Consider the following 21341-nt stretch of genomic DNA (forward strand, 5'->3'; position numbering starts at 1 on the left):
TGCCCGTGTGGCTCACACTGCCCGTCGTGCTACCACCTCTTTCTTTCGTCTCGAAACCCTATTATTGGCATTTTTAGTATTATCGTATTACAGTATTAATCAATCACTTATACACCCTTTGTATAACAATCGTCCAAGATTCGTATAAGTATCCTATAAGCTTTGTATAAGCTAAGCACACCCATTTTATAGCTCATCTTTCATCTTTTACCTAAATCACCTCTTCTGAACTCTTCCGATTTTCTTCGTTTTCACCTGCGAATCTTTTAATTTTCTGATTTCCTGATTTTCTCATTTCTTACCTCTTATCTCACCTAAGATCACCGCCCCTGCCATTGCTACATTCAAGCTTTCCGTCTGTTGCAGTTTCCCAAAACGCGGAATGGTAATTCTATGGTTAGCCAAAGCACCCACTTCTGTGCTAATACCATTGGCTTCATTCCCTAAAATCAGTACACAATCTTCGGGAAATACGGTAGTATAGAGGTTCTCACCTTCCAAATCCATTGCGTAAACAGGTAGCGCACAAGTTGCCAAAAAGCCCGCTAAATCCACATAATGTACCGCAACCCTCGTGAGCGACCCCATTGTGGCTTGTACTACCTTCGGGTTGTAGCAATCCACCGTTTGGCTGTTGCACAGCAATGTCTCAATGCCAAACCAATCGCACAAACGGATAATAGTACCCAGATTACCAGGGTCTTGCACATTGTCCAACGCCAAAATAACACCCTCCTGTAATATTCCCTTGTGCGAACGTTGGTGAAAAACCGCCAAACCCTCATCGGGGTTTTTCAGGTTGCTTACCTTCTTCAGCTCCTCCTTGCTCACAAGCGTAACAGGGTAACCAGCTAAGGCTTCAGCAAACACCTCAGTGGCGATAAGTAGCTCTAAACGATAACCCGCTTGCAGAAATTCTACAATGCTCTTTTTTCCTTCTACCGTAAAGAAATTCAGCTCGTTGCGGTATTTCTTCTGCTGTAATTTCTGAATTAATTTAAGTTGATTTTTGCTAACCATAAAATAATTGTGTACTTTTGAGCCCTAAAAACAAAAACTTGTGAGAAATACACATTCCCCACTAAGCCTCATCGGTTGGCTATTCCTCTTAGCCATTGCACTCACCTCGTGCGATGCTACCAAACGCGTGCCTAAAGACCGCCACTTGCTCCGTGAAAATACCGTATACGTGAATGGTGCCAAAACCGACGATGCAAAGATAAACAATTTTGTGTTACAAAAGCCTAATTCGTATATTTTAGGTATGCCCTTGAGCCTTTATATCTATAATTTAGGAAATCCTAATGCCGAAGCAGAATTTGTACAATGGCTCGATACCCACCCTCGTTGGCATAAGTTCCTCAACGGTTTCCTATCTAAAAAACAAGTAGGTCGCTTACAGAAATCGTTTTTGGTTTCGGGTATTGATCACCAATTGCAGAAGATAGGTGAAGCACCTGCAATCTTAGATACAGCACGTGTACACAAAACCGACAAGCAATTGGGGGCTTATTTCAAAAGTATAGGTTATTTCAATGCCAAAGTATCCGATAGTATTTTTATCCTTCCCAAAGAAGAAAAACAACAAGCCAAAGTGAGTTATTACATCACTACCGGTGAACGTTACTATTTAGATAGCCTCAAAACTCATATCACTTCTCCTGAAATAGATTCATTATACCAACAACACAAGTCAAAAACCTTCCTAAAATCAGGAGCCCCTTACCAGCTCACCGATTTTAGCAATGAGCGTTCACGCCTCTATGAGCTCTTTCGCAACAACGGTTTTTATACCTTCCAGCAGAACTCTATCAATTTCCAAATAGAGCGCGATACTGTCACAACTCAAAAAGACCAGAAACTGCAAGTAACTACTGATATAGGAGACCTTATAGAACGCGATGGCGATGTAATTACCACCAAAAAATACAAGGTGCATTACCTCAACAAAATCCGCCTTTATACCGATTACGATAATAAAGTAGACAAGACTACGTTAGACTCATTAGAGTACCGCAATATGATTATTTATTACAAAGACAAGTTGCGTTATCGCCCACGCGTGCTCTACCACGCTACAAGCCTCCGCAAAGGACAAATCTACTCCGATTTAGAGCGTGGCAATACCTACCGACAGTTCAACAACCTGTGCGTGTTCCGCTACCCCAATATGGAGTTTAAATACACTCCAAACGACACTTTGCAAAACAAACTCGATGCAAATATCTACCTATCCTCCTTAGATAAATTCTCTTTGCGACTCACCAATGAGGTAAAACGCTCCGAAATTGAAGCTATCGGTTTTGGAATAGGTACTTCCTTCGCAGCACGAAATGTCTTTCGAGGTGCTGAAACCTTAGAACTGAACTTGCAAGGTACTTTTGCATCACAACCAACCCTTAAAGATACACGCTTTTTCAATACCTCAGAAGTGAGTGGTGATATACGCCTCATTTTCCCTTCTATTGTCTTTCCGCTCAATACGCGTAAGATTATTCCCTACTATATGACTCCTCAAACTATATTACAAACCGGTATGAGTTACCAAACAAATATAGGACTCGATAAACGTACCACTTCGGGCTTATTGCGCTATGTGTGGAATCCCCGTAATCAAAAGAATAAAGTAATTTTAGATTTGATAAATGTGCAGTATGTGAACAACATCAACCCCGGAAACTTTTACAATATTTATCAAAGCACTTATGAAAGATTGAATGATATAGCTAAGAAGTATAGTTTAGGAAGCCGATATGTAGATAGTAGAGGAAATCTTACTCCTACTGAAGGAACTTTTAACTTTATAGAAGATGTACTTAATCAAACATTGAGTGTGCAAAATGAAGATATAATTCCTATTTATGCCACTTATGAACGCTATAGACGTATTACGAACAACGACTTTATTGTTTCTACCAGCTTTACTTACATCATCAATAGCAAATCGCAGTTTTTTGAACGTGACTTCTCTCAGCTTCGTTTTAAAATAGAAGGAGCAGGAAGTCTGCTCAACGCTATCACAGCTACCTATAAAGTAGTAAATACTGATGGTAGTACCAAGAATAAGCTTTTTGGGGTAGAATATGCTCAATATGCAAAAGCTGAAGTCGATTTTATCAAGCATTTTCCAATAGCCAAACAGAGTTCTTTGGCATTTCGTTCGTTCTTAGGAATAGCAATTCCCTATGGCAATTCCGATAATATTCCTTTCTCTCAAAGCTACTTTGCAGGTGGTACTACCGATAACCGTGGTTGGAAAGCCTATCGTTTAGGACCTGGTTCAAGTGGTTCCATTTTAGATTATAACGAAGCAAATATGAAGATTACACTCAATCTTGAGTACCGTTTTCCTATTTTAGGAGCTCTCAAAGGTGCACTCTTCACCGATGTAGGAAATATCTGGAACATAGCTGATGATACACGTTTTGACGACTATAAATTCAAAGACCTTTCCTCCCTAAAAGATGTCGGCTTGAGCACAGGCTTCGGCTTGCGCTACGACTTTAATTTCTTTGTCATTCGCCTCGATATGGGTGTGCCTACTTATGACCCCGCTGAACCTATAGGCAACCGATGGATCAAGAAATTCAAAATTAAAGATACAGTGTTTAACTTTGGTATCAATTATCCGTTCTAGTGCAGTATAGGTTACAAACGGAATAAAAAAAACAGCTATTTTAATAGCTGTTTTTTTTAACTCTATAACTACTTTATCTTTTTCATTTTACCTATCAAGAGAGTCCCGTGATCACGCCGTTGTCGTCAATATCCATACCTTCGGCGGCGGGAACGCTGGGGAGGCCAGGCATACGCATTGTATCGCCGAGCATTGGAATGACAAAACCTGCACCACTTGCAAATTCAAATTCGCGTACGGTTACCTCAAAATCAGTAGGGCGAGCGAGTTTTTTCTCGTCGTCGCTGAGAGATTTAGGGGTTTTCACCATACAAATAGGCATTTTGTCAAAGCCTAATTTGTTGATTTGTTTGAGCTGAGTGAGCGCTTTGCTACTGTAGTTCACCTTGCGAGCTCCGTAAATTTTGGTAGCTACCGTTGCAATTTTTTCTTCGATGCTCGCCTCATTGCTATAGAGCGGACTGAAATAACTTTCACCGCTTTCGGCTATAGCCACCACCGCGTGTGCCAATTCTTCAGTGCCTTTACCCCCTTCGCTAAAGCCTTTGCTCACAATTGCTTGTACGCCTTTTTGCGCACATACTTCTTTTACATAAGCAATTTCCTCCTCGCTATCGTTAGGGAAGAAGTTGATCGCCACTACAGGTTTGAGTCCGAAGAGTTGCACATTTTCAATATGTTTTTCCAAATTGGCAATACCGAGTTTCACTTTTTGCAAGTCGGGGGTATTGTATTCCTCTTTTTTAGCGCCCCCGTGGTGACGCAAGGCGCGAATAGTAGCCACCAGCACCACGGCATCAGGAGCCAAATCAGCAGAAGTACATTTGATATTGAGGAATTTTTCGGCGCCAAGGTCGGCACCAAAGCCTGCTTCAGTTACCACAAAGTTGCCGAGAGAGAGTCCCATTTTGGTCGCCAAGACGGTGTTTGTACCTTGAGCAATACTCGCAAAGGGGCCGCCGTGCAGGATCGCAGGGTTATTCTCCAAAGTCTGCACGAGGTTAGGTTTGATCGCTTCTTTGAGCAAGAGCGCCATCGCTCCTACCACGTTCAAATCGCGGGCAAATACGGGTGTACCGTCGATTTTTTTGCCTACATAGATGTTACCGATGCGCTTTTTCAAGTCCGAAAAACTTTCGGCTAAGCAGAGGATAGCCATAATCTCGGAAGCAGGAGTGATGTTAAAACCATCTTCACGAGGCACTCCGTGAGTGCTACCACCTAAGCCCACTACTATATGACGCAGGGCGCGGTCGTTCATATCCATCACGCGTTTCCACACCACGGTACGCGGGTCGATACCAATGGAGTGGGTTTTGCTTTGTATGTTGTTATCAATGACTGCCGCCAAGAGGTTATTTGCTTTTTCAACGGCAGAGAAGTCGCCTGTGAAGTGCAGGTTGATATCCTCCATAGGCACTACTTGCGAGTAGCCACCGCCTGCGGCACCCCCTTTGATGCCAAACACAGGGCCTAAGGACGGTTCGCGCAATACAGCAATAGCTTTTTTGCCTATACGATTAAGACCTTCGGTAAGGCCGATGCTCACGGTGGTTTTTCCTTCGCCAGCAGGCGTAGGGGTAATAGCGGTAACGAGCACTAACTTGCTCTTTTTCATCTTCTCAACGTTGATGAGGTGCAAGGGCAGTTTGGCCTTGTATTTCCCGTAAGGGTCGAGGTCGTCCTCGCTGATGTTTAGTTTTTTAGCGATCTCCTTGATAGGGAGCATTTGAGCCGTTTGGGCGATTTCAAGATCAGTCATAACAATTAATAATTGACAATTGACAATTTAATGCGACAAAGGTAGTGATTTTAGTTGGGATTCGCAAACAATATGCAAGTAGGTTTATGCAATTCGATGGTGCGGGAGGTATCGGTGAGGAGGCCTGTAGTTAGGTTGCGCTCAAAAATTTGTATCTGGTTGCTGTCGCGATTGGCTACCAATAGATATTTACCATTAGGGGTGAGCGCAAAATGACGCGGATGTACGCCTGTGTGTTGGTAGCCTACTTTGGCGATCGTACCTTTGTGAGGATCAACAGCAAAAATGGAAATCCCGTCGTTTTTCAAGCGGTGAGAGGTGTAGAGAAAACGACCATCGGGACTTAGTGCTATCTCGGCACTGCCGCCTCCATTCGCCTCATCGGCCATAAGGCGTTGTACTTCTTTGAGTTTGCCTTTGCGGTAGCTGAGCACAATACACTCGCCCCCCAACTCGTTGATGAGATAGACAAAACGACCATTTTTGCTGAAAGTGAGGTGTCGCGGGCCTTGCCCATCAGGAGCTTGATACACTACTTTTACATATCTCCTAAAGCCCCAACCCCAGTGCATCCCTATAGCTAATTTATTTTTTTCAATGCGATAGATACAATCATTTCCTAAATCAACTACTAACAAATACTGCCCATCGGGCGTAGGTACTATTTGGTGGATATGCGCTTTGCGGTCGCGACTTTTTTCAGGGAAAAAAATATTATCTTTTTTGGGTAGCAATCGGCTTTCAGTATCTAAGGGGAAAGTACTCACATCACCCCCTGTATAGTTAGCGGTAACTACCATTTTGCCATCCGTATAGATATGGCAAGGGTCGGCACCCTCTTTGCTCGTTTCAGTATATATATTTTTAATAGCAATCGTACGGAAAACAGGGTTACTCAGGTGCAGTCCATCGGCACTCACATCAAAGGAATAAGCACCCTGCCTGCCGTCATTGTACTCACTCACTGCATACAGCCGCTTCCCGTCAGCCGAAAGCGTCAGGAAAGAAGGGTTATTCGCTTCGGTACTGCTGATAGGCTCAAAGCTCCCGTTATCCTGATTGAAATAATAGGTATAAATACCTTTGGAGTTATCACCTTCGGTATAAGAACCTATGTACATTAGTAGTCGGTTGCTTTGTGCAAAGGAGAGGAATGCCAAAAGCGAAAAGGCTATAGATAAAAGTGTTTGGATTTTTTTCATAGTTTTAAACAATTGAGAATTGACAATTGAGAATTTAATGCGACAAAAGTAGTGATTTTAGTTGGAAGTTACAATTATTTTTGTCACCTGTTACCTGCTAAAAAATTGTATAGTTCTTTCTATTTGTTTTTTTAGTGTATGTACCTCTCCTTCTTCCATAAAGGTGAGATACTCTTTAAAGAGCTCGGAATGGAAGTCGAGGGGTTTCTTTTTCCACAGTGAAGTGGCTAAAATGAGTTCAATCGCTAATATTTCTTCAATATTCTTCACTACTTGCACGCATTTGATAGCCGAACTACCTCCCATTCCCTTAATATCTATCGTTTTTTCAAATAAAATTGGACTTTCAATACTCGCAGGAGTAGACAATCGGCGGTTTTCATTCAAAATTCCCTCAATAATACGCTGGAAGATAGGATAATCGATCTCGGTTTCTATCTCTTTTCCTATATTAGACAACAGATAAAACACACGTCGTTCGCTGATGTTGCCCAAGCTGGTGAGGGTAATCGCCAGAAAGTCCATTGCGAGTGACAAAGGCAGGGTGTGTGAGTTGCCCCCAAAGATAATTTCTTGGGTTTCGGGGAAGAGGATAGGATTATCGGTAACGGAATTCATTTCGGTTTTAATCACTTTGCGAATAGCGGCTATCGATTCGCGCACAGCTCCGTGAATTTGAGGAATAGAGCAAAAAGCTTCGGGCATTGAAGAAAAAGGCTGCGGACTCTCATTGAGGGTGCTATCCTTGAGGAGGTTACGCAGGTGTTCGGCGGTTTCAATGAGTCCTTTATGAGGTCGGACTACTTGCATCGCCTCGGAGAAAGCCGAGAGATTTCCTCCAAACACTTGGGTAGAGACTGAAGCCACAAAGTCAGCCCACTGGATAAGGCGGAGCGATTTGAGCAGGTTGTGAACTCCGTAGGCTGTGGTGAGTTGGGTGCCATTGAGCAGGGCATCAGCTTCACGCCCTTCTAACACAAGGGGTTGCCAACCGTATTTGGCTTCCAACTCTTGAGCCGAATAGATTTTGTGCTGTATACACACTTCGCCTTCGCCAAAAAGTGGCAAAGCTAAATGTGCCAAGGCGATGCGCTCATCGGGGATATCCTTAGAATAGACCACAGGGAAAACGCCGTGATTGTAGAAGTCGATAAGGCGTTGTACCAAAGCCAATCGCACTCCGCTATAACCGTAAGAGAAGGATTGTATTTTGAGGAAGAGCATCAGCTTGACAATCTCATTGGGGATGCGCTCGCCTATGCCACAAGCGTAGTGGCGCAAGAGAGGCATTGAGCCCACAAAGAGATGTTCCAGCTCTTCAGGGCGTGCTTGCAATTGTTGCTCGAGAAAGCGATAGCAAGATTCGATGTTGATCACCGCTTCTTCTGAGAGTTTCAGTTGGGTGTCGCTTTCGATAATAGCGTTGAGTTGTTCTAAAAGCAGGATTTCGTTAGAGATGTAGTGTTCCATTTTTAGGTGTTAGTTCGTTAGTCATTAGTCGTTAGAGAGTTTCTCGTTTTCTCAACACAGCGTACAAAAACACAAAAAACGCTAAAAAATACGCTATTCGTGCAATATAATCGCCCATTTGTACGTAAAAAGTAACTTCATCGTTTAGAGCAATCGTGCCTTTGAGGCTACCTTGGGTACCGTAAGGTAGGGTTTGCAACAGGTCGCCTCTGCCGTTGATAAAAGCCGAAATACCCGTATTGGCACTGCGGGCGACACTGCGACGGGTTTCGATAGCGCGCAAGCGGGTGTAGCTGAGCAACTGCTTGTAACCCTGAGTGTCACGCCACCACGCATCATTGGTGAGCACCGCCAAAAAGTTGGCTCCTTTCTTTACATAGCCCGTAACAAACTCGCCGTAAATACTTTCATAACAGATGATAGGTGCTGCTTTGCCCTCGGTGGCAATTCCTGCAAAAGCAGTGCGCTCGGGTTGGGTGGATTTCAGGGCAACAGTCCCTCCTAAATTGATAAGCGTTTCGCCCAAAATAGGTTTTAGCACTTGCTGATAAGGGAAATTCTCCACCGCCACCACCAACTTACTCTTGTGATAGAGAGGTAGTTCGGGGCGGATATTCAGCAAAAAAGCTGAGTTGTAATCGTTGTACCATATATCGTAAGAGGGCAGGTAGTTGCTTTGAGAAGTGATTTGGCTTTTGTCCCGTATAAAGTCGATCATCGCTGTTCCTGCAATCCAGTTGAGTTGCGGATAGCGTTTTACTGTAGCGCGCAAAGGCTCTAATTCAGGACGGTAGGGCAATTCGTGCAATCGGATATTATCGGCAAAGACCGTTTCGGGGGTAATCACGAAGTTTACTTTCTCGTTCAATTGAGGGGCAGCGAGGCGCAACAACAGTTCGCTTACTTCCTGATTAGAAAAGTTGTATTTCTCAGCATACGGGTCGATATTAGGTTGCAAAACCACAGCAGTAATCGTTTTTTTGCCCGTTTCGCTGTAATTGATGTATTGAAAATAGGAAATTGCCACTGGAATAGCAAAGAAGAGGGTCGCTATCCCCACTTTTTGGGAGAGAATCTTGCGGTTTTTGGTAGAAAGATAGTCGGTTAAACCTATAAAAAGCACAATATTTACGACCCACACCCATAATGAGCCGCCGAAAGTACCTGTATACTCGTACCACTGTACCCACGTGACTTTTTCAGAAAAGACATTGCCAAGGTTCAACCAAGGCCAAGACACCTCCCAGGTGAGGTGGAATTTCTCGAACGAAAGCCATATCGCTACTAAGAAGACGAGCGACACTTTGCGGTTCATACGTTTGGCTACAATATGATAGAGGAAGAAAGTGAGGGTCATCAAGAGGGTATTCGCCAAAATGGCAAACACAGCGCCTATTTGGGTGGAGTACCATATCCACCAAGTGGTGGGGATATTCCAAGTGAGGAAAGCCAAATACGAGAGGGCAAACACTTTGCGCTTAGTGTGCTGACAGTCGCGACGAATGCGCGCTTCCATCAGCAATAAGGGTACTAAAGCAATGAATATCAAAATCGTAATACCATAAGTTACCCACGCACTGGCGAGTAAAGCCCCTGAGAGTAGGGCGAGGAGTATGTTTTTTTTCATTATAGACACTTAATAATGTGGCAAAGATAAGAAACAATTGCGAATGACAAGTGATGAATGATGAAAAAATGTTGTATAAGACTTACAGCTTTTTTTAATGTATAAAAAACAAAGTTAAGAAGTAGCAATGATTATTCTCATCAATAGCAAAAAGACTGTCTAAATATAATTCTTTAGACAGTCTTTCTTACATAATCAATTTTTGTATATTATCCAAAAAGGTGTAAGGATTCAAAACTTACCAAAGTGAGATAGCCTAAAACAAAGCCTAATAGCGCTATCCACAAGATATTTTTCACATACCAAAAGAAGCTAATCTTCTCCATACCCATAGCTACTACACCTGCGGCTGAACCAATGATAAGCAAGCTACCTCCTGTACCAGCTGCATAGGCAATATAGTGCCAAATACCACTATCCAAAGGCTCTTGGAACATACCCATACTGGCAGCTACCAATGGCACATTGTCTATCACAGCAGAAGCAAAACCTAAGAGCAATATCACTACATTCTTGCTTGGGATAGTCTCGTTGAGTGATTGTGCAAAGTTAAAGAGTGTGCCAATTGTTTGCAATGAGGCTACCGCCAACAAGATTCCTAAGAAGAATAAAATGCTCGAAAACTCTATGCGTCCTAAAGCACGGTGAATACTAAATTTATCCTTATCAGTTGATGAAAGTTCTCTGATAGGTTTTAGTTTTTCAGAAATAAACCACATAGTAGCCAGTGCAAACAGCATTCCTATATAAGGAGGCAAGTGCGTAATCGATTTGAAAATAGGTACAAAGATAATAGCAGTAAAGCCAATAATTAGTACAGGCATACTGCTCTTGTAAGTAACGCCCTCTTCGCTGTTAGAAGTATCGATTTTACCTTTGAATACAGGTAAGAACGAAGCAATCAGCAAAGGTACAACTAAGCATACAATAGCAGGAATAAATACGTACTCCACTAATTTAGCTGCGCTCACTTTGTTTTTCACCCATAACATAGTAGTCGTTACGTCGCCTATAGGTGACCACGCTCCACCAGCATTGGCAGCAATTACAATCATTGAAGCATACCAAATGCGTTCTTTTTGGTCGGGTATGAGCTTGCGCACAATAGTAATAAGGATAATGGTAGTAGTGAGGTTGTCGATAATAGCAGAGAGGAAGAAAGCTATTACCCCTATAATCCAAAGCAGTTTTACTTTACTTCTGGTGTGAATCACTCGCTTGATGATTTCAAATCCTCGGTGCATATCAATGATTTCCACAATAGTCATCGCACCGATTAAGAAGAATAGAATTTCAGAGGTCTCCGCTAAGTGATGTCTTAAGGCTTCATCAATAGCGTTGCTGTTGTTCGCCGCATCTACGGGTACTAACACTCCGTTAAGCACCTCCACTACATCTAAATTAGATACTTTGAGTATCGTCCAGCATACCACAGCCATACCCAAAGCCGAAATAGTTTTATCTACCTTTATTTGGTGTTCGGTAGTGATACAAATATAGCCAATAAAGAAAATGGCAATAATCCACGCTTCCATAGAATATATATAATTTAAAAAATTAACGTGGCGCAAATGTACTAAAACTTTTCCTTATTCGCCAAATCTTTTTAAAAGTTTTTATTTGTAGAGAGAGCTTGGTACACTACTCCTTGTATCTTTTGGCGCACCAATCGGTTTACTAAAAGTTTATTGTCAGACGAGGGGTAAGTGCGGTTCGAGAGGATAACTACTACTATTTCATTAGTAGGGTCTGCCCACGCAAAAGTGCCCGTAAACCCCGTATGTCCAAAGCTGTCCATAGGCACACAACCGCAAGTGGGACCTGATCTCCCTAACTGTGGTTTATCGAATCCTAAGCCTCTGCGGTTACCTTCCGGACAGTAGTTACAAGTGTTGAAGATTTTTATAGCCTGTGGTTGTAAGAACCACGTACCGCCGTAATATCCTTGTTGAAGGTACATTTGCATTACTTTGGCTACATCGTTTGCTGTTCCAAAAAGTCCTGCGTGACCACCTACGCCTCCTAAAAGGGCTGCCCCTTGGTCGTGTACGTGCCCACGAAGCTCTTGAGAACGAAAGGTCTTTTCATCTTCGGCAGGCGCAATATTTACAGGAGAGAAACGCTGCAGAGGCAGAAAAGTGAGCTGATAGGCACCTAAACCTCTATAAAAGTGCTTTTGTACCACTTCTTGTAGAGGCTTCTTGTTTTTTTTTTCTATGTATTTTTTGAAATAATAGTAAGGGAGGTCGCTGTACAAGTATTTTTTATCTCTGATGAGCTCGCTATCGTCTATAGTTTTATAAATAGTGTCAGCATATCCTTCTCTAAGATAGAGGTCTTTAGCCACCTCAGTAGGGAAGGAGTCGCTTTTGGTAGTGCTGTAGTACTCTGGCGAGGGTTTCCTGTCAGGTCCTAAGGTTTTTCTATAAAAAGGAATCCACGACTGGAACTGGGCGTAGTGTGAGAGCACATCTTTCATTACCAGTTCTCCCTTGTTTGTATGTTTGAGCTTGGGTAGTAAATCTTCAAAAGTATCTACAGGTTTGAAATCTCCTCTCACATAAAGGCGCATCAGTTCGGGCAAGGTTGCCAATATCTTAGTAAGCGAAGCCAAATCGTAAATGGTATTGTCGGTCACTTTATTGGCTGGATTGTAATCCAAAGTACCAAAATTCTTGCGGTAAACTACTTTTCCTCTTTTGGCAACTAATACTTGCATTCCTGGGGTCATCTTCTGTGCTACCGCATCAAGAGCAATACTGTCAATTTCTCTCAGTGTAACCGAATTCAGTCCTACGCTTTCGGGTAAACCATAAGCCAAGCGTCCTATCTTTGGAGTAACAACAGAAGTGCCTACGGGTAGGTTAGGGTGTGCTGTTACAGGCAAAACACCTTTCCCCTCAATAGCACCAAAGATGAGCTGGGCGGTTTTCTCTTGTGCTACTTTGTGATTTTGGTAAGCGAATACAATAGCTTTAATAGGAGCTATACTTTTCACATCAAGCATCGCATAAGGGCGAGTAAACACGGCGAGTATTACCTTCTTTTTCTTGGCAATATGCTCCAGCCATTTGAGTTCGTTCTCTGTAAATTTGTACGCGTCCCAAGGGGTCTTATCTGGTTTGTGCAACCCAATGATAACAGTGTCAAAAGACTCTACGGCTTCATATAGCTGTGCCTCGTTTTTAGGCTCAATAAGCACAGTCTCTGCGTATTTGCGTAGGGTAGAGTAAAATGCCCAACCGCTGTCGTTGCCAAACTTCACATAGGCTATCTTGCGCTTGTCTAAGTCTTTTATAGGGAGTATATTCTCCTTGTTTTGCCCCACCGTAATCGCATTTTCAAACAATTCCTCAGTAAGCAAATCGTCTTCAACCGTGTGCAAGGTCGAGGTTACAGTGCTTTCGTCTAACCGATTGAAAGTGGTGAGCCCCACTTTGTATTTAGCCATTAGTATTTTCTTTACTGAGTGGGCTAAGCGTTCCTCGCTGATACGTTTGTTCTGGTAGGCTTTCTTCATTGCCTCAAAACCTTTAGCTACGTTTGAGGGCATTAGCAAAATATCGTTACCCGCCAAAAAGGCTTCCACTTCCACTTCGCCCACGGGCAAGTATTCCGATACCCCTTTCATACCAAGAGCATCGGTAAAAATAAGCCCTTCATAACCAAGTCTCTTTTTTAACAAGCCGGTGATAATAGCACTCGATAACGATGAGGGAAGTCCTGCTTTAGGTTCTAACGAAGGAATGTTGAGGTGTCCTACCATTACACTGGCTACGCCTTCCCTGATGAGCGCTTTAAATGGGTAAAGTTCTACCTCGTCAATACGGTTAGCGGAGAAAGTGATAAGCGGTAGGGTTTTATGTGAATCTTTTGAAGTATCGCCGTGACCAGGGAAGTGTTTAGCACTGCCCAATACCCCTACTGATTGCATTCCACGAGTGAAAGCCAGCCCTTTCTGGGTTACGTTCTCTTTGTCTTCGCCAAACGAACGATTTCCTATAATAGGGTTATTCGGGTTGGTGTTAATGTCAATATCAGGAGCAAAGTTAAATTGCATACCCAATTGTTTGCAGTGTAAGCCTATGCGTCTGCCAGTGCGTTCTATAAGATAGTTGTCTTTGATAGCTCCCAGCGTCATATTCCACGGGTAAGCATAAGTAGAGTCCAAGCGCATTGCCAATCCCCACTCGGCGTCCATCGCCATAAAAAGCGGAATTTTAGAAAGTGCTTGGTATTCATTGGTGAGCTTTGCCTGACGCTTCGGTCCTCCCTTAGAGAAGATAATCCCCCCAATGTAGTATTTCTTGATGAAGTCTTTTACCTCTTCGGCTTTTTTTGTGCCTATATGGCTCGAATATACCGATACCATAAACAGTTGCCCTATCTTTTCATCAAGGCTCATTTGGTTATAAGTGTCGTTCACCCACTGCTGTTGTGCTTGGGCATCGGTAGTTGTTAGCGGAGATTTATTTTGGGCAAATGTAGTAGATAGTGTTAAGTAAAAAAAAGTAATTAGTAAATAAGTCTTTCTCATTTTTTAAAATAAAAAGTAAAAGGTAAGAAATAACAGATAAGAGGCGTTTTACTTGCCTTTTACCTTTTTACTTCTTACCTTTTGCCTATTAAAATTCATCAATGTTGTAGGCTTTCAATTTGTTGTAAAGTGTTTTACGTGTAAAGCCTAACAATTTTGCTGCTTCTGTTTTATTATTATGGGTCTCGTGTAACGCACTGATAATAAGTTCACGCTCGTTTTCCTTGGTTGAGAACGAAAAACGCTCAGTAGGGAAGTGGCGTGTTTCAGTAATCACAGGCTCTGGCAATTCATTTTCAGTAATATAATCACCTTGAGTGAGTAGCGCAGCGCGTTTCACTGTGTTCGATAGTTCGCGTAAGTTACCACCCCAAGTGTATAAAAGCATCTTTTGTACTGCCTTTTCAGTAAACCCTTGTACGTTCTTATGGAGTTTTTCATTAGCTTTTTCCAAGAAATATGAAGCAAATATCATCAAGTCGTCCTTGCGTTCGCTTAGCGAAGGTACTTTTATCGAAAACTCGTTCAATCGGTGATAAAGGTCTTCGCGAAACTCTCCTTTTCCTACTGCTGCCAATAAATCTTCGTTGGTAGCTGCCAATACACGGATATCCACTTCTATTTCCTTAGAACTACCAATAGGTTTAATACGGCGCTCTTGTAAGGCACGTAGCAATTGTATTTGGTTGTCATAGCTGAGGTTCCCTACCTCATCAAGGAAAATAGTACCACCATTTGCCTCTTCAAAGTGCCCTTTTTTATCGGTAATAGCTCCCGTAAACGAACCCTTTACGTGACCAAAAAACTCACTCGACGCAATTTCTTTAGGTATCGCTCCACAGTCCACCGCAATAAACGGCTTGTTACGGCGTTCGCTTTTTAGGTGAATCGATTTAGCTACCACCTCTTTACCCGTACCGCTTTCACCAGTAATGAGTACCGACATATCGGTAGGAGCTACCAAACTGATGAATTTATTCAGCTTTTTAGACGCCGAACTTACCCCTTCAATATAAGAGTTCTCATTGGTAACAACCGGTTGAGCCGCTTTACCTGGGCTATCGTCTGCCTTAGCGTTTTCCCTCTTAGGTAACGAAGCCGTACGCGTACTGCTTTGTGCGTTTTTAATCACGTTTAGTACGTCCTCTTGCTGGAACGGTTTCGATATATAGTCAAAAGCCCCTAATTTCATTGCCTCTACCGCAGTCGATACTTCTGCATAGCTGGTCATTACCACAACAGGCAAATCAGGGTGCGCTTCTTTTACTTCTTTTAAAAAATTAATACCGTCACCATCCGGCAAACGTAAATCAGTGAATACTAAGCTCAGCGAAGCATTTAGGTTCTTCTCCGCTTCTTCTAAATTATAACACCTTACTACTTCATATCCATTGCGCTCCAAAAATTTACCTAACATTTTGGAGAAAACTACATCATCTTCTACTAAAAGAATTGGATTCTTCATACTTTATATGTGTCTTTTTAAATTAAAAAATGTACTGTTTATAGCCATTTGTGCACCTATCTATAAATAGTAAAAATTTGTGCACCAGACTACTACAATTAAAAACTGCCCCTCTAAACAGGACAAAAATCTTGCAAATATACAAAAAATTTCTAATAAACATACTATATCAATAAAAAAAGACTTTCTTTTTTCAAGAAAGTCTTTCTTCAATGCATATAATATAAATACTACTACTAACTCCCAATATTTGTTAGTACTTTAAGTTAGCTTAGCTAAACTTAAAGGAAATAATTTAAAATAGTTTAATAAATGATTGTGTTTAAACAATTAAAATTTTAGCAATGTTCTTAATATAAAAGTTGTTTCCCAACAACACAATGAAATGAAATTTAATTTTTAACAACAGTTTTGTTTAATGATTCTTATCTAACAATGTTTCTTTTAGCAATTTTTTCAGTAATTTAATTTTTAACCATTTTCTGTTTGTTACAAATCATTTATCTTATTACTATGCACAATAAGTTTTATCAACTTACGCTCACTATATAGAAAATTCCGTGCCAAAGTATTGTGAATTTGTTCATAACTGCATTAAAATACTTAATATCAACAAAATAAGTTATTAACAACTTGTTGATAACTTGTTAGCATCCCGTGTGTAACCTGTGTACAAACTGTGTAGTTATACACACAATGTGTAATAAAGTTACCATTTACACACTGCGTTTCTTCGTCTCAACTCCATTTATCCAATTCCTTTTTCCGTCACCAATTCCCCCTCCCCGAGGGGGTTAGGGGGAGGTTTTCGCATATTTTCCCGTTGCTTTTCTGTCATTAATTCCCCCTTTATAGGTAGTCTGTGAGAGCAGAGTATGTGGATAGGAGGAGGTATCCTTCACTTTTTCCGTCGCATCTCCCCCCTTGAGGGGGGCAGGGGGGATGTTTCTTTCACTTTTCCGTCACTAATTCCCCCTCCCCGAGGGGGTTAGGGGGAGGTTCCCGCATATTTTCCCGTCGCTTTTCAGTCACCAATTCCCCCTTTGGAGGTAGTCTGCGAGAGCAGAGTATGTGAATAGGGGGGGGATGTTTCTTTCACTTTTCCGTCCCTAATTCCCTCTCCCCGAGGGTTGTCGGCAATTGCCGAGTAAGTGAATTAGGAGGAGGTATCCTTCACTTTTTCGTCGCATCTCCCCCTTTGAAGGGGGGTAGGGGGGATGTTTCTTTCACTTTTTCCATCGCATCTCCCCCTTTGAAGGTAGTCTGCGATAGCAGAGTATGTGAATAGGGGGGGTGTTTCTTTCGCTTTTCCGTCCCTAATTCCTCCTCCCCGAGGGTTGTCGGCAATTGCCGAGTATGTGAATAGAGTCAGGTTTCCACTATTTTCCCCGTCGCTTTTCCGTCGCATCTCCCCCCTTGAGGGGGGGTAGGGGGGATGTTTATACAACAATAATGACCGTCACAACCCTATTGCCTAAGGCCTAATACCTCTTCCTCTTTCTTTCGCCTCGAAACCCTATTTTTGGCATTTTTAGTATTATTGTATTATGGTATGAATCAACTACTTATACGTCCTTTGTATAACAATCGTCCAAGATTCGTATAAGCTTCCTATAAGCTTTGTATAAGCTAAGCGTACCCTTCTCACAGCTCATCTTTTACCTTTCACCTAAAATTCCCCTTCTGATTTTTTTCGTTTCTTTTTGAATCTTCAACCTGTCCGAATAGTCTGACTCGTCTAATATCATAACTTTACCAAAGTTTTCAGCCGCTCGTGCGACTCGTACCTTATTTTCTCATTTCCTCATTTCCTTATTCTCCCATTTTCTCATTTGCTAATTTGCTCATTTCTCAATTTTCAACTATCTTTGCACTCTTTAAAGCCCGTCGTGCTACGACAAACACCGTCGTACCACAGCTTTACCCTTTACCTTTTACCTTTTACCTTTTATCTTTTACCTTTTACCTTTTATCTTTTACCTTTTATCTTTTACCTATGAATATACGCTTACCCCATTCCACATTACACTCAGGCAAGCATTTGTTGCTCTCAGGGTCCAAGTCTGAAAGCAACAGAGCCCTTATATTGCAAGCCCTCTTTCCCGATCTCACAGTGCATAACCTCTCCACTGCCGATGACACCGTCCTCTTACAGCAAGCACTTAACTCTCCCGCAGAAGTAGTTGATATTCATCACGCAGGCACCGCAATGCGCTTTCTCACCGCTTATTTTGCCATACAACAGGGCAGAGAAGTGCTCCTCACAGGTTCTCCCCGAATGAAAGAAAGACCCATACACCTATTAGTAAATGCATTGCAACAGTTAGGTGCCGATATCACATATACTGAAAAAGACGGATTTCCACCTATATATATAAAAGGTAAAAAACTTACCAATACCGAAGTACATATACAAGGCAACGTGAGCAGTCAGTACATATCAGCTCTATTGCTCATCGCTCCTGCTTTGCCAAACGGACTCACCCTGCACTTAGAAGGCGAACTTACCTCTTTGCCCTATTTAAAAATGACAACCCATTTTTTAGCACACTGCATAGGAGAAGAACACGTGTCGTTTGAAAGTAATACTATAAAGGTGAGTACAATGATTGGGAAAAACCTATCTCATAACAGTTGGCAGGTAGAATCCGATTGGTCATCAGCATCCTATTGGTACTCATTTGTTGCCTTGTCGCCCATAGGCACAACGCTTTCACTCTCCCATTTTAAAGCTCATAGCTTGCAGGGTGATAGCGCTCTGAAAACTATTTATGAGTTCTTTGGAGTGCATTCCTCATTCAAAGGAAATGAACTAACCATCACAAAAGTAGCTGAACCCCAGCAAAAGCGTTTCGAGTGTAACCTAAATGCCACCCCCGATATAGCTCAGACCATAGCAGTAACTTGCGTAGCGATGGGCTTAGAGTGCCATTTAACAGGCTTGCACACTCTCATAATCAAAGAAACCAACCGCCTTCAAGCACTACAAAACGAACTGAGAAAGTTAGGAGCAGAAGTCAGTATTACTGATGATAGCTTGTATTTAGCACCCTGCCCACACTTGCGCTCTGGCATTAGTATTGCTACCTATAACGACCATCGAATGGCAATGTCATTTGCACCTTTGATGCTAAAAACCACCCTCCAAATAGCCGATAAAGAAGTTGTTAGCAAGTCCTACCCCTCTTTTTGGCACGACGTAGCACAGCTTACAGTTAATAATGTAAATCAAAGTTTGAAAAATAATTATCTCTGATTTACAACTTCGTAGCCGTTTTTTTGTCACATCTCCCCCTTTGGAGGGGGCTGGGGGGAGGTTTATAATCAATATAACTTAATTCAACCTTTGATTGCCTTTAATAGCTTCTTATACTTATTTTCAATCAGTAAAGTAAAAATCTACAGCCGTATAACAAATGTATATTTAAAATATAAAGTATTGTAAAACAACACCTTAATTAACTAATTATCAAACACTAAAAAATAAAAACTAAAAAAAGTTGTTCTAACATAGTGTTTATTAAATAATTAATTTGTACCTTTGCACGCTGAAAGGATTTAGAGAATATCATTAATAAAAACAATATAAAGATGACAAAAGCAGAAATTGTATCAAAGATTTCCGATAAATTGGGTCTTGATAAAAACGACGTTCAACTAACGGTTGAAAACTTTATGAATGAAGTAATCAACACATTAGAAAGTGGCCAAAACGTATATCTTAGAGGCTTCGGTAGCTTTATTATCAAAACCAGAGCCGAAAAGACAGGACGTAACATCTCTAAAAATACCACTTTAAAAATCCCCGCCCATAACATTCCTGCCTTTAAACCTGCAAAAGTATTCGTTGAAGGAGTTAAAGCTAAGGTAAAAGTAGCTAAAACTGATAAAAAAGCGAAAAAATAACATTGTAATTAATAAATCACAATATATTAAATAATTAAGTTATGCCAAGCGGAAAAAAAAGAAAAAGACATAAAGTGGCTAACCACAAACGCAAAAAAAGAGCGAGAGCTAATCGCCACAAAAAGAAAAAGTAGTTTTTAACTACTTTTTCTCTTTAAAGTAGTATTGTTTAACTAAAATCCAACAAAGTGGACAAAGAATTAATCATTCGTTCTGGTTCCTCTTACGTAGATTTTGCTTTGCTCAGAGACGGTAGACTCATCGAACTTCACAAAGAAGAAGATACTAACGGCTTAGGAGTAGGTGATATAATGCTCGCTAAGGTACGCAAACCTATACAAGGGCTCAATGCAGCTTTTGTAAACGTAGGTCACGAAAAAGACGCCTTCTTGCATTATCACGACTTAGGCCCCCAATTAGCTTCTCTACTGAAGTTCCTTAAATGGGTAATCTCAGGAAAACTAAAAGACTTTTCTCTTAAAGATTTTCCCTTAGAACCCGATATCGATAAAAATGGTTCTGTAGCCGAAACACTTAAACCTAATCAACCTATACTGGTACAGATAGTAAAAGAACCTATCTCCACCAAAGGTCCTCGTATCAGCTCTGAACTCTCTATCGCAGGTCGTTACCTCGTGCTGGTTCCCTTTTCTGACCGCATTTCTATCTCTCAGAAAATAGAAGGTAAAGCCGAGAAAGAACGCTTGCGTAAACTCTTGCAAGGCATTAAACCCAAAGGTTTTGGTGTGATTGTACGCACCGTAGCCGAAGGTAAAAAAGTAGCGGAACTCGACAAGGATTTGCAAAGTCTCTTCAATCGTTGGGTTTTGATGTGCCGAAAAATTCAAAAAGCGGTTTTTCCCTCTAAGGTAATGAGTGAAGTGAACAAAACGGGGGCTATCCTCCGCGATATGTTCAACGATTCCTTTACAGGTATTCACGTAGATAATGAGCAACTCTATGAACAGATAAAAAAATACGTACAAGAAATTGCTCCCGAGAAAGAGAATATCGTAAAACTCTATCACTCATCAGTGCCTATATTCGAAAAGTTCCATATCGAACGACAAATCAAAACGGCTTTCGGTCGCACCGTATCGATGCCAAAAGGAGCTTATCTCGTAATAGAACACACCGAAGCCTTACACGTGATAGACGTAAACAGTGGCAACCATTCCAATAAAAATAACGACCAAGAAACCACCGCTCTATCCGTAAACCTCATCGCTGCTACCGAAATCGCACGACAACTCCGATTGCGCGATATGGGTGGTATTATCGTCGTCGATTTTATCGATATGGGCAATAGCGAAAACCGCCGTGTATTATTCGACCACTTGCGCAATGAAATGGCTGAAGACCGTGCTAAACACAAAATCTTGCCCCCGAGCAAATTCGGTCTGATACAAATCACACGCCAGCGAGTGCGCCAAGAACTAAACATCAAAACAAAAGAAGAGAATCCAAGCAAAGAAGGCGAAATCGAAGCGCCTATCGTTCTAATTGATAAAATCAATATAGAACTTGAAAGCATTATTAAGGAGGAAGCCTATAAAGGACGTATTGTGCTAAATGCACACCCTTTCATAGCTGCTTATTTAACCAAAGGGCTCTTTAGCTCTATCCGTTTCAAGTGGTTCTTGAAATACAAGCGATGGATAAAAATCTTACCGCGCGATGCCTATACTTATTTAGAGTATCGCTTCAAAACCAACGAAGGAACCCCTCTTTAACA

12 protein-coding genes are annotated in these 21341 nt (G+C 41.6%); 4 read left to right on the forward strand and 8 right to left on the reverse strand.

All coding sequences use genetic code 11. From position 1 onward, the window contains the following. Positions 1–291: 291 nt before the first annotated feature. On the reverse strand, positions 292–1020 hold the full coding sequence (locus tag RCZ04_RS07935) for a TrmH family RNA methyltransferase (protein ID WP_460485509.1): 729 nt from the start codon (positions 1018–1020) through the stop codon (positions 292–294). 40 nt (positions 1021–1060) lie between these two features. Here RCZ04_RS07935 and tamL point away from each other — a divergent pair, with 40 nt between their 5' ends. Beyond that, a complete protein-coding gene (gene tamL / locus RCZ04_RS07940) occupies positions 1061–3637 on the forward strand; it encodes a BamA/TamA family outer membrane protein (protein ID WP_460485510.1) in 2577 nt (858 codons plus the stop codon). Between the two features lie 94 nt (positions 3638–3731). Here tamL and RCZ04_RS07945 read toward each other — a convergent pair whose 3' ends face one another. The 7 genes from RCZ04_RS07945 to RCZ04_RS07975 all read right to left on the reverse strand — a co-directional run bounded on the left by RCZ04_RS07945 (position 3732) and on the right by RCZ04_RS07975 (position 15700). Then, entirely contained in the window at positions 3732–5399 is a 1668-nt protein-coding gene (locus RCZ04_RS07945) for a formate--tetrahydrofolate ligase (RefSeq protein WP_460485511.1), read from the reverse strand. A gap of 50 nt (positions 5400–5449) precedes the next feature. Then, on the reverse strand, positions 5450–6601 hold the full coding sequence (locus tag RCZ04_RS07950) for a lactonase family protein (protein ID WP_460485512.1): 1152 nt from the start codon (positions 6599–6601) through the stop codon (positions 5450–5452). A gap of 90 nt (positions 6602–6691) precedes the next feature. Next, positions 6692–8071: an aromatic amino acid lyase gene (locus tag RCZ04_RS07955; RefSeq protein WP_460485513.1), complete on the reverse strand. Its 1380-nt coding sequence runs from the start codon at positions 8069–8071 to the stop codon at positions 6692–6694. A 31-nt stretch (positions 8072–8102) separates the two neighbouring features. Beyond that, a complete protein-coding gene (gene lnt / locus RCZ04_RS07960) occupies positions 8103–9698 on the reverse strand; it encodes an apolipoprotein N-acyltransferase (RefSeq protein WP_460485514.1) in 1596 nt (531 codons plus the stop codon). Positions 9699–9907: 209 nt separating this feature from the next. Further along, entirely contained in the window at positions 9908–11233 is a 1326-nt protein-coding gene (gene nhaD / locus RCZ04_RS07965; RefSeq protein ID WP_460485515.1) for a sodium:proton antiporter NhaD, read from the reverse strand. Positions 11234–11304: 71 nt separating this feature from the next. Further along, complete coding sequence (locus RCZ04_RS07970) at positions 11305–14235, reverse strand: glycoside hydrolase family 3 N-terminal domain-containing protein (RefSeq protein ID WP_460485516.1); 2931 nt, start codon at positions 14233–14235, stop codon at positions 11305–11307. Positions 14236–14323: 88 nt separating this feature from the next. Further along, the gene (locus RCZ04_RS07975) at positions 14324–15700 is read right to left on the reverse strand and encodes a sigma-54-dependent transcriptional regulator (protein WP_460485517.1); all 1377 of its coding nucleotides are present in this window, start codon (positions 15698–15700) and stop codon (positions 14324–14326) included. 1996 nt (positions 15701–17696) lie between these two features. Here RCZ04_RS07975 and RCZ04_RS07980 point away from each other — a divergent pair. The 3 genes from RCZ04_RS07980 to RCZ04_RS07990 all read left to right on the forward strand — a co-directional run bounded on the left by RCZ04_RS07980 (position 17697) and on the right by RCZ04_RS07990 (position 21339). Beyond that, positions 17697–18956, forward strand: a complete 1260-nt coding sequence (locus tag RCZ04_RS07980; RefSeq protein ID WP_460485518.1) for a 3-phosphoshikimate 1-carboxyvinyltransferase — start codon at positions 17697–17699, stop codon at positions 18954–18956. 335 nt (positions 18957–19291) lie between these two features. Beyond that, entirely contained in the window at positions 19292–19606 is a 315-nt protein-coding gene (locus tag RCZ04_RS07985) for an HU family DNA-binding protein (RefSeq protein WP_002670816.1), read from the forward strand. A gap of 188 nt (positions 19607–19794) precedes the next feature. Beyond that, positions 19795–21339 carry an Rne/Rng family ribonuclease gene (locus RCZ04_RS07990; protein ID WP_002670818.1) on the forward strand — a complete coding sequence of 515 codons (1545 nt, stop codon included), beginning with the start codon at positions 19795–19797 and terminating at the stop codon, positions 21337–21339. Positions 21340–21341 lie beyond the last annotated feature (2 nt).

Source organism: Capnocytophaga sp. HP1101, assembly GCF_054772415.1.

Coding starts and splice junctions, on each gene's coding strand:
- RCZ04_RS07935 (WP_460485509.1), bottom strand. CDS start 1,020: ATGGTTAGCAAAAATCAACTTAAATTAATTCAGAAATTACAGCAGAAG.
- RCZ04_RS07945 (WP_460485511.1), bottom strand. CDS start 5,399: ATGACTGATCTTGAAATCGCCCAAACGGCTCAAATGCTCCCTATCAAG.
- RCZ04_RS07950 (WP_460485512.1), bottom strand. CDS start 6,601: ATGAAAAAAATCCAAACACTTTTATCTATAGCCTTTTCGCTTTTGGCA.
- RCZ04_RS07955 (WP_460485513.1), bottom strand. CDS start 8,071: ATGGAACACTACATCTCTAACGAAATCCTGCTTTTAGAACAACTCAAC.
- lnt (WP_460485514.1), bottom strand. CDS start 9,698: ATGAAAAAAAACATACTCCTCGCCCTACTCTCAGGGGCTTTACTCGCC.
- nhaD (WP_460485515.1), bottom strand. CDS start 11,233: ATGGAAGCGTGGATTATTGCCATTTTCTTTATTGGCTATATTTGTATC.
- RCZ04_RS07970 (WP_460485516.1), bottom strand. CDS start 14,235: ATGAGAAAGACTTATTTACTAATTACTTTTTTTTACTTAACACTATCT.
- RCZ04_RS07975 (WP_460485517.1), bottom strand. CDS start 15,700: ATGAAGAATCCAATTCTTTTAGTAGAAGATGATGTAGTTTTCTCCAAA.
- RCZ04_RS07980 (WP_460485518.1), top strand. CDS start 17,697: ATGAATATACGCTTACCCCATTCCACATTACACTCAGGCAAGCATTTG.
- RCZ04_RS07985 (WP_002670816.1), top strand. CDS start 19,292: ATGACAAAAGCAGAAATTGTATCAAAGATTTCCGATAAATTGGGTCTT.